Origin of the sequence: Clostridium sp. MD294, from assembly GCF_000364165.2 — a bacterium.
Lineage (GTDB): Bacteria > Bacillota > Clostridia > Lachnospirales > Anaerotignaceae > Coprocola.
Genome location: NZ_CP097810.1, coordinates 1572381 through 1588233 on the forward strand (window position 1 = coordinate 1572381; position 15853 = coordinate 1588233).

Sequence of the window (15853 nt, forward strand, 5' to 3'; positions counted from 1 at the left end):
AAGAGGATAGTAATATGAAAAAATATGTATGTATGGCTGTGATGATAGTATTATCACTAATCAATATGACAAGTAATGCTTTTGCTAAAGAAAATGATGATATACAAAAAAATAATATAGTGCAGCAAACAGAAGAAAAAAAAGAAATAGAACAAACAGAAAAAAATGATATAGCGAAACAAGATTATATACCTGTTTTAATGTATCATCATTTTAGAGAGGAAGAAGTGCCAGCTGGAGATGGGGCAAATATCAATATAGAAGAATTTGAGCAGCATTTAAAGGCACTGACAGAGGCAGGATATACCACCATTTTTTTAAATGACTTAAATCATGTTATGAAACAAGTACAAGAAGGAAAAGAAATGGGTATCACACAGCCAGAACTGCATATGAATGGGAAGTATATTGTAATAACGATAGATGATGGATATAGAAGTAATTATGAACTTGCGTATCCGCTTTTAAAAAAATATAATATGAAAGCCTGCATTTCGGTAATTACATCTCGTATACATCATGGATATATTTATACAGAAAAAGAAATTGATAAAATGAGTTGGGAAAATTTGAATGAAATGCAGCAGAGTGGACTAATAGAAATATTTAGCCACACATATGACCATAAGCCAGTAGAGAATAGAGTATATGAAGATGTACGTTGTTCTGTAACAAAAGGAGAAGAAATGCTTGATAAAGAATTAGAAGTCAGAAGTCCAGTAAATGTATTAACCTATCCAAATGGAAGTTATACAGAAAATATGACAGTACTTATGAGGGCATATATGGGATATGATTTACAGTTAACAACAAATAGTGGTGTAGTCAATAGACATACCAGCATATTGGAGATACCAAGAATTACAGTAAATTCTGGCTGGAGTGGCGAACAACTTTTACAGAAGATAGAACAGACTGCACAAAAGACATTTCAAAAAGAGTAATATTTTAGAAAGAGAAGGTATTTATGGACGCACAGGGTATGTTTGATTTAATTTATAATGTATCAGGTACAATTAGTATTATTGGTTTAATTGTTATAGTAATATCGTTTATTATTGCTAAAATAAAAAATAAAAAAAAATAGTTATGTCAAAATTACTATAAAAATAATTTCATGAAATGTTTAGCATTTCTTTCAAAATATATCAGAAATTTAAAGTTTTCATATTAAGCTGACAAAAGTATAACTAACTGAGGAAAATGCTATGAAAAAATATATCATAATGGGCATTATAATGTGTTTTTTAGCAGCAAATATTCCATTGACTGCATTTGCACAAGAAAACAATACTATGGAAATACAAAAGAAAGTATTACAACAACAGAAAAAAATAGATATAACACAATATAGTATGTCAAAACAATATAAACAAAAAAATGTTACTTCAGAGGATTATATACCTGTTTTGATGTATCACCATTTTGAAACAGAAGAAGTTGAGCCAGATAATGGAGTTATTATAAATATTGATGAATTTGAAGAACATATAAAAGCATTGCAGCAGTCAGGATATACTACTATATTTTTGAGTGAATTGTATTATATTATGCAGCAGTCAAAAATGGAAAAAGAAAAAGGCATTGTACAACCAGAATTGCATTTGAATAAAAAATACATTGTAATAACGATAGATGATGGATATAAAAGCAATTATGAACTTGTATATCCTCTTTTGCAAAAGTATAATATGAAAGCAAATATTTCTGTAGTTACTTCTTTGATTTGTGAAGACTATGAGTGTCCAAAACAAGAAATTGAAAGAATGAGCTGGGAAAATTTGAATGAAATGCAGAATAGTGGATTAGTAGAAATATATAATCACACATATGACCATAAACAAGTACAAAATAGAACATATGCAGATGTGTGTTATTCTGTAATAAAAGGGGAAGAAATGCTTGATGAATATTTACAGAAAAGAAGTCTTGTAAAAGTGCTGACATATCCTAATGGAAATTATAGAAAAGATATTGCATTGGCAATGCGTTCTGATATGGAATATGATTTACAGTTGACAACAGATATTTATGTTGTAAATAGAAATACAAGTATGTTAGAAGTTCCTAGAATTACAGTGGACTCTGGGTGGACAGGAGAAGAATTGCTTCAAAAAATAGAACAGGCAGCAATAAAAACATTTTATCAAAAAAAGCGTTTTGTTTTTACACCTTATAGATTAAAAGTGATGGGTATTGTTGCTTTCATTATTTTGGTTATGTTATGTATTGTTGTAAAAATAAAAAAGAAAAAATAATATAAATTCAAGAAAGAGGGCATTTTATTATGAGAAAGAAAATTATTGCAGGAAACTGGAAAATGAACAAAACACCAAAGCAGGCAGCAGAATTGTGTGCATTGTTGAAAGACAAAGTAAATACAGATAAAGTAGATGTAGTATTCTGTGTACCAGCAGTAGATATTGCTACAGTAGTAGAAGCAGTAAAAGGTACAAATATTGCAGTTGGAGCAGAAAATATGCACTTTGAAGAAAGCGGAGCATATACAGGAGAAATTGCACCAGCAATGCTTACAGAAATGGGTGTAAAATATGTTGTAATAGGACATTCCGAAAGACGTGAATATTTTGGAGAAACAGATGAAACAGTAAATAAAAAAGTAAAAAAAGCATTAGAACATAATTTAGTGCCTATTATGTGCTGTGGTGAAACATTACAACAGAGAGAAATGGGTATCAATATTGAAATCGTGCGTATGCAAGTAAAAGCAGGATTGTATGGATTAAGTGCTGATGATGTAAAAAAAGTAGTGATAGCATATGAACCAATATGGGCAATTGGTACAGGAAAAACAGCAACAAGTGAACAAGCACAAGAAGTTTGCTGTGCCATTAGACAAGTTGTTGGAGAAGTATATGGAAAAGAAACAGCAGAAGAAACTCGTATACAATATGGTGGTAGTGTAAATGGAAAAAATGCAGCAGAATTGTTTGCAATGGCAGATATTGATGGTGGATTAGTAGGCGGAGCAAGTTTGAAAGAAGAATTTGCAAGTATTGTAAATTATTGATAACAATAAAAAAGTATAGAGATAGTATTTTTTATTTTTCTTACAGGGGAGAACCCTTGAGAGATTGCAATATAGTGTTTTTTGTAATCTGAAAATAAGGAGGCAATTATGAGTAAGAAAACAACAGTGTTGATGATATTAGATGGTTTTGGTATAAATGATAAAACAGAAGGTAATGCCATTAGACAAGCAAATACACCTACAATAGATAAAATCATTGAAAAATACCCATGTGTAAAAGGATATGCGAGTGGACTTGATGTAGGATTGCCAGAGGGACAAATGGGCAATTCCGAAGTAGGACATTTGAATATAGGAGCAGGACGTATAGTATATCAAGAATTGACAAGAATTACAAAATCAATAGAAGATGGCGATTTTTATGAAAATGAGGAATTGCTCAAAGCAGTAGAAAATTGTAAAAATAATGATAGTGCATTGCATTTGTTTGGATTGCTTTCAGATGGTGGAGTGCATAGCCATAATACACATTTGTATGCTCTGCTTCAACTAGCAAAAAGAAATGACTTAAAAAAAGTATTTGTACATTGCTTTTTAGATGGTAGAGATACACCACCATCATCAGGTATAGAGTATTTGGCACAATTAGAGGAAAAAATGAGAGAAATTGGCGTTGGTAAAATCGCCACAGTATCAGGACGTTATTATGCTATGGATAGAGATAAACGTTGGGAAAGAGTACAAGTAGCATATGATGCCATTGTGTCAGGAAAAGGCGTGACAGCATTTAGCTCAGAGGAATGTATTAAAAAATCATATGAAAATGAAAAAACAGATGAATTTGTGCTGCCAACAGTAATTACAAATGAAGAAGGGAAAGCGATTGGCACAATAAAAGAGAAAGACTCTGTTATATTCTTTAATTTCCGCCCAGATAGAGCAAGAGAAATTACAAGAACATTCTGTGATGAAGCATTTGATGGATTTGAGAGAGTAAATGCACCAAAAGATATTACATTTGTATGTTTTACAGAATATGATGTAACAATAGAAAATAAATCAGTAGCATTTAAACCACAAAGATTAACAAATACATTAGGAGAATATATTTCATCATTGGGATTAAAACAGCTTAGAACAGCAGAAACAGAAAAATATGCACACGTTACATTTTTCTTTAATGGTGGTGTAGAAGAACCAAATCCAAATGAAGATAGATGGCTAGTACCTTCTCCAAAAGTAGCAACATATGATTTGCAGCCAGAAATGAGTGCAATAGGTGTAACAGATGGATTAGTAAAAGCAATCAATTCTAAAGAATATGATTTGATTATTATAAACTATGCAAATCCAGATATGGTAGGACATACAGGAGTGCTTTCCGCAGCAATCAAAGCAATCGAAACAATAGATAGCTGTTTAGAAAGAGTATTGAAAGCATTGATTGACACAAATAGTCAAATGTTTATTTGTGCAGACCATGGCAATAGCGACCAGCTTGTGGATTATACTACAGGAGAACCATTTACAGCACATACAACAAATCCAGTACCATTTATATTAGTAAATTATACAGATGGTATTGTATTGAGAGAAGGCGGAAAATTGGCAGATATTGCACCAACATTGCTTGAAATGATGGATATTAAAAAACCTGCTGAAATGACAGGAGAAAGTTTACTTGTAAGTAAATAAAATTTTGTGATATTTGATGAAAATATGTATTTCTGGTTGAAAATGAAATAAAAGTTTGCTAAAATATACCAAGATATACTGTAAAAGAACAAGAAAGGGCGTGTCATATATGAAACTTGCTGAAGCATTGATTGAAAGAGCAGAAATTCAAAAAAAAAATGCACAGCTTTTCAATCGTATTACAGGCAATGCAATGGTGCAGGAGGGAGATACTCCAGCAGAAAAACCAGAAGAATTAATTGCAGAATATGATGAAAATATGAAACGTCTGTTGTTTCTTGTGCAAAAAATAAATAAAACAAATGATACCACACCATTTGAAAATGGAACTGTAGCAGATGCCATTGCACAAAGAGATAATTTAAAAACAAAAATCAGTATGTATCGCTCTGTATATGAAGCAGCAACAATACGACCTGAACGTTATAGTCAAAAAGAAGTTAAATTTGTGAGATGTATTGATGCAAAAGCATTACAGCATACTATAAATGAACTTTCTAAACAATATAGAGAAATAGATACAAAACTACAAGGAGTTAATTGGACTGTAGATTTGATAGAGATGTAAAAAAAGGCTAAAAAGATAAATGCGTAGTACACCTAGCAGTAGGCAAACTGTATGCAGATAAGGGCATCGGACTTGTGCTAATAATATCAATGTAAAAGTCAAGTATTGTTACATGAGTACAATGTATAGAGTATTGTAAAAACCAGTACTGATTTATCTTTTAAGGGCGGGTGTGGGGAGAAAGTATAGTAAAACGATATATGTTAACAATAGTATAATAGCTTTTAATGAAAGTAAAAAGTTATATGCTATGATTATAAAAGTAATAAAATTTAAAAATAAAGAGGAGGAAAGAGAACATGAAAAGTTATATTGAAATTACTGATGTTCACGCAAGAGAGGTATTGGATTCCAGAGGCAATCCAACAGTAGAAGTAGAGGTTGTAGTGGAAGATAATGTAGTAGGTAGAGCTGCAGTGCCTTCTGGTGCATCAACAGGTGCTTTTGAAGCAGTTGAAATGCGTGACGGTGGTTCCAGATATGTTGGAGCTGGTGTACAAGATGCAGTAAACAATGTAAACGATGTTATTGCAGATGCAATTATTGGTATGAATGCACTTGACCAAGTAGCAATCGATACAAAAATGATTGAAATGGACGGCACACCAAATAAAGCAAAATTGGGTGCAAATGCAATACTTGGTGTATCTATGGCAGTAGCAAAAGCAGCAGCAGAAGCATTAAAAATGCCATTATATCAATATCTTGGCGGTTTCAATGCAAAAACAATGCCAGTTCCTATGATGAATATTATGAATGGTGGTAAACACGCTGATAATACAGTAGATATTCAAGAATTTATGATTATGCCTGTTGGAGCACCAACATTCAAAGAAGCATTGAGAATGTGTGCTGAAATTTATCATAACTTGAAAAGCGTTCTCAAAGGAAAAGGACTTTCTACAGCAGTTGGTGATGAAGGTGGCTTTGCTCCTGACCTTCCAACAGCAGATGCAGTAATTGATTTAATTAAAGAAGCAGTAGAAAAAGCTGGTTATAAATGGGGAGAAGATATTAAAATCGCTATGGACCCTGCTTCTACAGAACTTTATGATGAAAAAGATGGAAAATACCACTTCCCTGGCGAAAGCAAAATGACAGGAAAAGATGTTGTAAGAACATCAGCAGAAATGGTAGAATTCTGGAAAGCTCTTTGTGACAAATACCCAATCATTTCTATTGAAGATGGTTTAGCAGAAGAAGACTGGGAAGGCTGGCAGTTATTAACAAAAGAATTAGGCGATAAAGTACAGCTTGTAGGCGATGACTTATTTGTAACAAATACAGAAAGATTGCAAAAAGGTATTGATTTGAAAGCTGGTAATGCGATATTGATTAAAGTAAATCAAATTGGTACTTTAACAGAAACATTTAATGCAATACAGTTAGCAAACAGAAATAACATGACAGCAGTAGTATCTCACCGTTCTGGTGAAACAGAAGATGCTACAATCGCTGACATCGTTGTAGCTGTAAATGCTGGTCAAATTAAAACAGGTGCACCTGCAAGAACAGACCGTGTTGCAAAATATAATCAATTATTAAGAATTGAAGAAGAATTAGGCGATGTAGCAGAATATTTAGGCTTAAAAGCATGGTTTAATTTAAAATAATAATATAGTTTTTTATACAAGCCCTCCATTTTAAAAATGGGGGGTTTTGTTGTATCAAAAAATAATATTGATAGATGTTGGTAAAAGTGATAAAGTTGTAGTATAGTAATATGAAAAAGAAAGGAAGGGAACGATATGTTACATATAAATGCAATATTATATATGATGTCAGTGTTAATGGCAGGAGGAGAAATGACACCTGTAATAAATGTGGCAGAACCTCCTATCATAATAATAGAAAATGAAAAAACAGAAGCAGAGTATGACCCTGTAGAAGTACCACCTCAGCCACAACAAAATAATGCTGCTGTAGGATACCATGATAGAAAATCATGGTGGTTTAAAAGAAATACAGAAAATATGCCTCCATCAGCACAACAAGATATAGCAATAGATAAATATGACGCGTATTATTTAGGTGATACACAAAGAAAAACAATTTATTTGACATTTGATGAAGGTTATGAAAATGGATATAGTGAGAAAATATTAGATGTGTTAAAAGAGTATGATGTAAAAGCAGCGTTTTTTGTAACAAAGTCGTATATAAGAGATAATACAGAATTGATAAAAAGAATGGTAGCAGAAGGCCATGTTGTAGGAAACCATAGCGTAACACACCCAGATATGACAAAATTGACAGACGAACAAATTGCATCAGAAATACAAGAGTGTGCTGCATATTTTAAAGAAATAACAGGACAAGATATGCCACATTTTTTTAGACCACCAGAGGGAGTATATAGTATACATTCTTTGGAACAAACACAGTCACAAGGATATAAAACAATATTCTGGAGTTTTGCATATGGGGATTGGGACGTCAATAATCAGCCTGGAAAACAAGCAGCTTATGATATGGTAATGAATAATTATCATAATGGAAGTATTATGCTTTTGCACGCTGTTTCACAGTCAAATACAGAAGCGTTGCCAGATATTATAAAAAGTTTGAGAGAAAAAGGATATACATTTATGAGTTTGGAGGATTTGCCAGAAAAAGAAGTATAAAAAATAGTATATAGTGAGGTGACTGTTTTGAGTATTGATGTTGATATTGTAAAAACATTTGAAGAATTGGAAGAAGAAATACAAAAATTTAATAAATTAAAACAACAACAGCAAGAAATAGATTATGAACAAATTCCCACAGCAGTTGACGGTGGTGCGTTGGGAGATTTTAATGAATATATTACAACACATTATGATAAAAATAGACCTATAGGAGTAGAAGCGTTTTATCAAATAATGTCGTGGCAATGGTCGGCATTTTATGAAGGAATAGAACTTTATTATGAAAATTTTTATGAAGAAAGTGATTATAAAACAATTATGCGTGTTGCACAATATTTAAAAGAAAATGGATATACTGAATTTAGTGAGTATTATGCTGCTCCAGCAGTAGAATATGAAGAAATTCCAGTAGAGGAATGGGAAGAATATTCAAATGGAGTAAAATATCGTCCAATGAACTATTATCCGGAAGAAATGTATCCGATATTGAAAAAAACAGAAAAATGGGCAGAAGAAAATATAGAAATGACTTGGAATTTTTATGTAGATGTTTTAATGAAAAATAAATCAATATTGTTGGCATCACAGAAAGAAAATCAATAATAAATACTATGTATTGTAATTTGGGAAGAAGGTGTTTTATTTGACTGTAGTAGAAATGTATCAAGAATTGGAGGAAGCGATACAAAAATTAAAAGAAGAAATAAGAGAAAAAGGAAAAGTAAAAGAATGGCCTTCATCATATAGTATAGTGTTGGGTAGTGAAACATTGCCAGATTTTCACGAATATATGGTAAAATATTATAATAAAAATAGGCCAATATGGGCAGAAGCATTTCAACAGATTTATATTTGGCAGTTTGTAGCACTTTATAAAAGCGAACAAGGACTGATTGACTATTATGATATGTTTAAAGAAAATAATAATTGTAACATAATTGTAGCTGTTTCAAAATATTTAAAAGAAAATGGGTATTGTAATATTTATAAATATTATGTTGCTCCTATAGTAACATATCATCAACAAAAATCAAAATATTTTGAATATCCGCATAGTATATTGCAAAAAACAAGAGATTGGATAGTAACAGAAGAAGGTCAAAAAGTGGTATGGAATTTTTATGTAGATGTGTTAAAAAAGAATAAATTAGAATTACTGGAAAGTGAAAAAGAAAAATTGTAATGTAGAGAGAAGGGAAAAATCCCTTCTTTTTTTGTGTTTTGATATCGTTAAGTAATATGTAATAGAATGAATAAAACAAAAGAAAAAGCCAAAAAAATAACAGCAAATTGTGTTATGTCTAAAAAAGAGGGGTAATAAAATGACGAAAAAAGGGAGATTTTTGTATAAAAAAAAGTAAAAAAGGGGACAGGCTTTGACAAATTTCTTGTACAAGTCGTGATATATTGTGTATATCCTAAAATGAAATGAGGAGGTAACAAAAAAATGCAGTATCTTTTTCATGATGACAATAATTTATATAGTGCTGCTGGGGAACAAGATGATGTCACATTGCCGTCTAATATAAAACAGATAGGTTCTATAGAGGGGGATATTAAAATATATGTAGAGGACTATGTACATACCTATTTGTATCAGTATGCAAGAAGTGGAGGAAATAAAGAAAAGCTTGCAGCATTGGCAGGGAAACGTGCTGTAATAGAAGGAAAAGAAGTTATAATTATTAGTGGAGCAATACAAGCAAAAGATACAAAACAACAAAAAGGGGCAGAAAGTTTTACAGAAGATACATGGAGATATATCAATGGACAAATGGAAGTATATTTTAAAGGTTTGTCGCTTGTAGGTTGGGTGCATACACAGCCAGGATTTGGAACGTTTTTGATGGCAAAAGATGAAACATTTCATAGACAATATTTTAAAGAACCGTGGCAGGTATTGTTTGTTATAGACTCATTGGACAAACTGGATACCTTTTTTATACATAATACAGAAAAAACAGGACTAAGACCTGCAAAGGGATATTTCATATATTATGAAAAAAACCAAGAAATGCAGGAGTATATGCTGGACAATAGTCTGGTGCGTCCACGGTTAGAAAAACAAAAAGAAAATGAAAAAGAGGAAGGAGAGGAAAAAAAGAAACGCCCTACACCAGAGCAAAGAATGGACGCCGCAAAAGATATTAGGCGTGTGCTGAAAAAGAGGGCAAAAGAAGCAGAAGAAGAGAACCGCAGCAGATTGACCATGTTGGCTGGTGTCAGTAGTATATTGTGCATCGCTTGTCTTTTTATGGGGGTTAGTTTGTTGAATAACATCAGTAGAGTCAGAAAGCTGGAAACGGAGATAGTCACAGTGCAAAATTCCTATTATGCTATGGCGGAACAGCTAGAGGAAGCACAAACACAGATGGTGTTTGCAGCACAAAAGGCAGAACAACAACAGCAGGAGCGACTGAAAAAAGAGGCAGAAGAAAGAGCTGCACAACAAAAGCGAGAACAAGAACAAAAGGCCGCTGAAGAAGAAGCAAAAAGAAAAGCGGAAGAAGAACAACAGAATAGTATACTCGCACAATATGTTGTAGAAGCGGGGGACAGCCTCGGATATATCAGCAGTAAATTTTATGGTACAAGTGCAGGCATAAAAGACATTATGGCAGCGAATGGTATAAATGATAGAAATAAAATTATCTGCGGGCAAACACTGATAATACCAAAAAGGTAAAAAAGGTGGAGATAGGAGAAAGTGTACTTCTATCTCCTTCTGTTTTGAAAAAGTATAAAAATATAGTAAAAAGACTTACAGAATGTAAGTCTTTTCAGCGTGTTGATAAAGTCGACACGCTAAGTCGAAAACAGGTTTTTGACTTGTTTAAATAGAAGTGTAAACAGCTTGTTCCATGGGCTTAAAAGCCTTAAAACTCGCTGTTTTCCTCAGACGAGCAAAGCTTGTCTTGCGGATTAGTATGGGGAGTTGCACTCCCCATACCCCTTACTTTTTACGGTAAAATGATGTTTTTAGACTTACAGAATGTAAGTCTTTTAGTAATGTTGAAATTTTTAAATGGGTACGAATTTTACATGTAATACTTTTCCAATAATGCGAACACGATTTTGCTCTTCACCGGAGAAAATATAAGAAGAATAAGAAGGATTTTCAGGTTGTAGTACAAGAATATTTTCTTTTTTTAGTATACGCTTTAAAGTAGCGGTTTCGTCATCAATAGTAACAACAGCAATATCACCATTATTAACGTCAGATTGTTTGCGAACAAGAACAAGGTCGCCGTCATGTATGCGAGCGTTTATCATACTGTTGCCTTTTACACGAACATAAATGTATTCATAAGAGGGATTTAATTCAGAAGCATCAATTGCTTCGTAACCTTCTATGTAATTATCTGAAAAAGAGGGATTACCAGCATGAACAGAACCAACAATAGGCAATTTGATAATAGAATTGTTTGATTGATTTATATTGTGGGTGCTGTGAAGATAACCACAAGATACTAATAAATCTTCATAATTTACAATAGAACTAGCAATACTTTGAAGCAAACGAGCAGAGGGAGGTCTGTCTAATTTTAAATTAAGATATTTAGAAAGATAAGTACGGTTAAAACCAGTAATTTCTGCAAATTCCGTTGAAGTTTTGCCGTTCATTAACTTGATAAGTTGTTCTTTAAAAAGATGTTTTTGAAACATGATGAAGGGGAACTCCTTTCTGATATATTGATAATCATATTATAATATGATAATGAAAAAAAGGCAATTTATAGATGATGTTTTTTGTTGACAAAGAACATATGTGCTGATAATATGAAAGTATTATCATATGTGAAATAAGGAGAGGGTTTATTCAAAGGAGTGTAGTATGATGTATTTGTGAAAAAAATTAACGATACAAAGAAATGGGGAATGTTTTCATTATGAAAGAGAAGAAATTTCAAAATATAGAAAAAAAGGAAAGGGTTCAGATGAAAAAGAAGCTGTTCAGATGGGGGAGAACACTTGATTTTTGTCAAAGAAAACAAAGAGAGATTGATAAACTTCAAAAAATGGCAAAACAGTTTTTTATATTGGGAAAAAACGCACCATTTTTAGGAGAAGAAGTAGTCACTTTGGAAGAAGCAAAACAGATTTATGAAAGAGAAATCATAAAAATTGTGGAGTATATAGAGAAGGAGATGGAAGAATATTCAAAAATGGGGAGATATATAGAACAGTTGGAATATGAGGAACAAATATTTTTAAAATTGAGATATGAAAAAGAGTATCAGTATAACTATATATCATTACAGCTTCATAAAAGTAGAGCAAAATGCTTTAGGGACCATGATGTAATATTAGATAAGTTGATAGTGATATGCAAAGAACAAAAATTAGCCGCATAAATAAAATAAAAATGCTAGTGAAAATATAGAAAAAGTTGTAATAAAAAAATGAGACTTTTTGAGATTTTACAAAATATATTCTGTAGAGGAAAGGAGGAAAAGTATGAAAAAAGGCTTGAGTAAAAATGAAATTGTGTTTTGCCGCCTGAAGGCAGAAGGGAAAACAGACTTGCAGGCGGCAGAAGGAGCAGGCTATGTAGAAGAATATGGTAAAAACTTGTTAAAAAAGGAATATATACAAAAAGAAATAAAAAGATTGTTAGAAGAAAAAAGGAAAGAAGAAATTGCTAATGATACAGATATATTGCAGTTTTTAACAAGTGTGATGAAAGGAGATGCCTATAAAGAAAAAAGTGATGCTGCTATAAAAGATAGAATGAAAGCAGCGGAGTTGTTGGGGAAAAGACAAAATGTGTTTGAACAAATAGAGAATAAAAATGATGTAGTAATTATAGTAGATGATATAGTAAATAAAGGGAAGTGCTGAAGGAATGAAAGAAAATAAAATTCAGCTTTCAAAATTAATTGCGAAATCGTTTTATGAAGTACATAAAGATATTTGGTGTGAAAATAATACACATTATTGGTTAAAAGGAGGACGAGGCAGTACAAAATCATCATTTGTTTCATTAGAAATTGTGTTAGGTATCATGAAAGATAAACAAGCGAATGGTGTAGTACTTAGAAAAGTAGGGGTTCATATAAAAGATAGTGTGTTTGAGCAAATATGGTGGGCAATATCTGTTTTGGAAGTAGAACAACAATGGGAAGGGAAACAGTCATCACCGCTAGAAATAACATATATACCTACAGGACAAAAAATATTATTTAGGGGAGCAGATAATCCCAAAAAAATAAAATCCATAAAATGCCGAAAAGGATATGTAAAATATATATGGTATGAAGAAACAGATGAATTTTCAGGAATGGCAGAGATAAGAAATATAAATCAGTCATTGATGAGAGGCGGTAAAAAATTTGTAGTATTTTATACCTATAACCCTCCAAAAAGTAAAATGAATTGGGTAAATAAAGAAGTTGAAAGAAAAAGAGAAGATAAATATATACATCATAGCACTTATGAAGAAGTACCCCAACAGTGGCTGGGAGAGCAATTTTTTATAGAAGCGGAGCATTTAAAACAGGTACAACCCGAAGTGTATCAACATGAATATATGGGAGAAGTGGTAGATACAGAAGGGACAGTGTTTCAAAATATAGTATTGAGAGAAATTACACAAGAGGAGATAGCTGCATTTGATAATGTGTCTAGAGGATTGGATTGGGGATATGCAATAGACCCACTGCATTATACAGTAAATCACTATGATAAAACAAGGAAAAAACTTTATATATATTTTGAGATACAACAAAGGGGATTAAGTAATAGAAAAACATATGAAATGATAAAACAAGAAAATAAACAAAATGGGGTAATTGTAGCAGATAGTGCAGAACCAAAATCTATAGCAGAAATGCAGTCGTATGGTTTGAGAATGATAGGAGCAAAAAAGGGACCTGATAGCGTAAACTATGGTATAAAATGGCTGCAAAGTCTGGAACAGATAGTAATAGATGAAAAAAGATGTCCTAATACAGCAAGAGAATTTTTTGAATATGAATTAGAGAGGGATATTGATAATAAATGGCTGTCAAAATTTCCAGATAAAAATAACCATGCAATAGATGCAGTGCGATATGCAAGGGAATATGATATGCGAAATGTAAAAGTAACATAAAAGGAAGGAGGGAAAAAATGTATATCACAGAATTGGAATTGATGAAAGCGAAATTACAGTCAGAGAAAAAATGGAGCGAAAGTGAACTACTAAAAATGCTCATAGCAGAAGATGAAAATAGTAAAAAGAAAAAGGAAATGATAGAAGGAGAAAAATATTATTGCTGTGAGCATAATGTGTTACAAAAGAACTTTTCAGTAAGACATTTTTCAGAAACATATAAAAATACACAAGGAGAAGAACAAGAAAGAATAAAATTACTTTCTAATCCAAATAGAAGTAATCATCATGTAGTATGTCCTTTTCATCATATTTTGGTAGAACAGAAAGTTTCTTATTTGGTAGCAAAAGAGCCAAGCATATTAGTAAGGGGAAAAGAAATAACAGAATATGAAAGATATATGACAACAGTAGCAAATGAAGTATTTAATGGGGTGTTGTATGAGTGGCTTGTTGGGGCATCAAATAAAGGAATAGAGTATGTTCATGTTTATTATGATAAAGAGGGCGTATTGCAGTATTGTGTTGTACCAGCGGAAGAATTGATTGTATTTTATAATTCTGTAAATAAAAAAGAAATAGAGCAAGTAATAAGATATTATCAATTTGTAGTAGTAGAAAATGGTAAAGAAAAAATAGTAAAAAAGGTAGAATGGTGGACAAAACAAGATGTCACATATTATATAGAAAAAGGAGATGGAAGCTATAAAAAAGAAGAACAACAAAAAATAGGACATTGGACAGTAGTAAAAGGAAAACAAGAACAGACAGAGAAAGAGCAACATGGTTGGGGGAGAGTACCATTTATAGCACTTCGAAATAATAGTAAAGAAATGTCTGATTTAAAAATGATAAAAGGCTTGGTAGATGCTTATGATTTGATATGTAGTGAAGGAACAAATAGCTTGTTGGATTTGGTAGAACTGTATTGGGTAATAGCAGGATATGGAGGAGAAACAGCAAATGCCATAACAAAAAAATTGCAAGTCAATAGAGCAGTACAAATTTCAGATGCTTCTGGAAAAGTAGAAACGAAACAGGTACATTTGCCTATAGAGGGTAGAATAGAATGGCTGAAATTGTTGAGAAAAGATATATTTCATTTTGGTATGGGAGTAGATACAGATAGTGAAAGATTGGGGAATGCACCAAGTGGAGTATCATTAAAATTTCAGTATGCTATGTTTAATTTAAAAATCAATGGCATAATACCTGAAATTAAAAAAGCATTGAAAGAGTTTTTTTGGTTTTTAATAGAAGATAATAATAGAAAAAATGGTACAGAATATGATGTAAATCAATTAGATTTTAGATTAAATCTAAATAGCATAACAGATGATATAGAAACAGTAAATATGATAACAGCATCAAAAGGTATTGTAAGCGAAAAAACACTTTTGGCACAGCACCCATTTGTACAAGATGTAAATAGTGAAATGGAAGCAATAAAACAAGAAAAAGAAAGGAATGAGAAATATCATGCAGATGGAGAAAATAGACAAACAAGAGCAATACAAAACAAAAGAACAAGAATACCAGCAGAAAATAGCACAGTTGAAAAAAGAAAAGGAAGAATTGAAACAGCAATACAATGAAAAATTAAAACAGTATGTAGTACAGTCTGCATTAAAACAAGCAGGAGGAAGAAATACAAAAGCATTATTAGCATTGGTGGAATTGCAAGATATTGTTTTAAATGAAGATGGAACAGTAGAAGGATTGGATATAAAAAAATTAAAAAGAGAAGTCCCTTATTTATTTGAGGAAGAAAACAAAAAAATAGAGGGAACGGGATATTATAGTACAAATAAAAAAGTAGATAAAAAAAGTGAAGCAGCAAAACAGTTTCAAACAGCATTGATGAGAAGATAAAAGGA

16 protein-coding genes are annotated in these 15853 nt (G+C 31.9%); 15 read left to right on the forward strand and 1 reads right to left on the reverse strand.

The genetic code is table 11. The features are described 5' to 3' along the window. Positions 1-14: 14 nt before the first annotated feature. The 10 genes from C820_RS07790 to C820_RS07835 all read left to right on the forward strand — a co-directional run bounded on the left by C820_RS07790 (position 15) and on the right by C820_RS07835 (position 10568). Positions 15-944 (forward strand): polysaccharide deacetylase family protein, encoded by a 930-nt coding sequence (locus tag C820_RS07790; protein WP_004035099.1) that lies wholly within the window; start codon positions 15-17, stop codon positions 942-944. Between the two features lie 264 nt (positions 945-1208). Continuing rightward, positions 1209-2258 (forward strand): polysaccharide deacetylase family protein, encoded by a 1050-nt coding sequence (locus C820_RS07795; RefSeq protein ID WP_004035091.1) that lies wholly within the window; start codon positions 1209-1211, stop codon positions 2256-2258. Positions 2259-2284: 26 nt separating this feature from the next. Next, positions 2285-3031, forward strand: a complete 747-nt coding sequence (tpiA, locus tag C820_RS07800) for a triose-phosphate isomerase (protein WP_035295619.1) — start codon at positions 2285-2287, stop codon at positions 3029-3031. A gap of 108 nt (positions 3032-3139) precedes the next feature. Continuing rightward, positions 3140-4687 carry a 2,3-bisphosphoglycerate-independent phosphoglycerate mutase gene (gpmI, locus tag C820_RS07805; protein ID WP_004035086.1) on the forward strand — a complete coding sequence of 516 codons (1548 nt, stop codon included), beginning with the start codon at positions 3140-3142 and terminating at the stop codon, positions 4685-4687. Between the two features lie 109 nt (positions 4688-4796). Then, positions 4797-5255 (forward strand): DIP1984 family protein, encoded by a 459-nt coding sequence (locus tag C820_RS07810; RefSeq protein WP_004035084.1) that lies wholly within the window; start codon positions 4797-4799, stop codon positions 5253-5255. A gap of 299 nt (positions 5256-5554) precedes the next feature. Further along, on the forward strand, positions 5555-6868 hold the full coding sequence (gene eno, locus C820_RS07815) for a phosphopyruvate hydratase (protein WP_004035082.1): 1314 nt from the start codon (positions 5555-5557) through the stop codon (positions 6866-6868). A 135-nt stretch (positions 6869-7003) separates the two neighbouring features. Further along, positions 7004-7879: a delta-lactam-biosynthetic de-N-acetylase gene (gene pdaA / locus C820_RS07820; protein WP_004035080.1), complete on the forward strand. Its 876-nt coding sequence runs from the start codon at positions 7004-7006 to the stop codon at positions 7877-7879. Positions 7880-7906: 27 nt separating this feature from the next. Then, positions 7907-8485, forward strand: a complete 579-nt coding sequence (locus C820_RS07825; RefSeq protein ID WP_004035078.1) for a hypothetical protein — start codon at positions 7907-7909, stop codon at positions 8483-8485. 40 nt (positions 8486-8525) lie between these two features. Beyond that, a complete protein-coding gene (locus C820_RS07830) occupies positions 8526-9065 on the forward strand; it encodes a hypothetical protein (protein WP_004035076.1) in 540 nt (179 codons plus the stop codon). A 264-nt stretch (positions 9066-9329) separates the two neighbouring features. Next, on the forward strand, positions 9330-10568 hold the full coding sequence (locus C820_RS07835; protein ID WP_004035075.1) for a LysM peptidoglycan-binding domain-containing protein: 1239 nt from the start codon (positions 9330-9332) through the stop codon (positions 10566-10568). Between the two features lie 335 nt (positions 10569-10903). Here the strand turns inward: C820_RS07835 and C820_RS07840 are convergent, their stop codons facing one another. Further along, positions 10904-11548, reverse strand: a complete 645-nt coding sequence (locus C820_RS07840) for a LexA family transcriptional regulator (RefSeq protein WP_004035073.1) — start codon at positions 11546-11548, stop codon at positions 10904-10906. 224 nt (positions 11549-11772) lie between these two features. Here C820_RS07840 and C820_RS07845 point away from each other — a divergent pair, with 224 nt between their 5' ends. The 5 genes from C820_RS07845 to C820_RS07865 all read left to right on the forward strand — a co-directional run bounded on the left by C820_RS07845 (position 11773) and on the right by C820_RS07865 (position 15848). Further along, positions 11773-12237: a hypothetical protein gene (locus C820_RS07845; RefSeq protein WP_035295617.1), complete on the forward strand. Its 465-nt coding sequence runs from the start codon at positions 11773-11775 to the stop codon at positions 12235-12237. Positions 12238-12340: 103 nt separating this feature from the next. After that, entirely contained in the window at positions 12341-12724 is a 384-nt protein-coding gene (locus C820_RS07850) for a terminase small subunit (protein WP_004035069.1), read from the forward strand. 4 nt (positions 12725-12728) lie between these two features. Next, the gene (locus C820_RS07855) at positions 12729-13976 is read left to right on the forward strand and encodes a PBSX family phage terminase large subunit (protein ID WP_004035067.1); all 1248 of its coding nucleotides are present in this window, start codon (positions 12729-12731) and stop codon (positions 13974-13976) included. A gap of 17 nt (positions 13977-13993) precedes the next feature. After that, positions 13994-15571: a phage portal protein gene (locus C820_RS07860; RefSeq protein ID WP_004035065.1), complete on the forward strand. Its 1578-nt coding sequence runs from the start codon at positions 13994-13996 to the stop codon at positions 15569-15571. Continuing rightward, positions 15462-15848: a phage scaffolding protein gene (locus tag C820_RS07865; RefSeq protein WP_083863674.1), complete on the forward strand. Its 387-nt coding sequence runs from the start codon at positions 15462-15464 to the stop codon at positions 15846-15848. Before C820_RS07860 ends, C820_RS07865 begins: the two co-directional genes overlap by 110 nt. Positions 15849-15853: the final 5 nt, after the last annotated feature.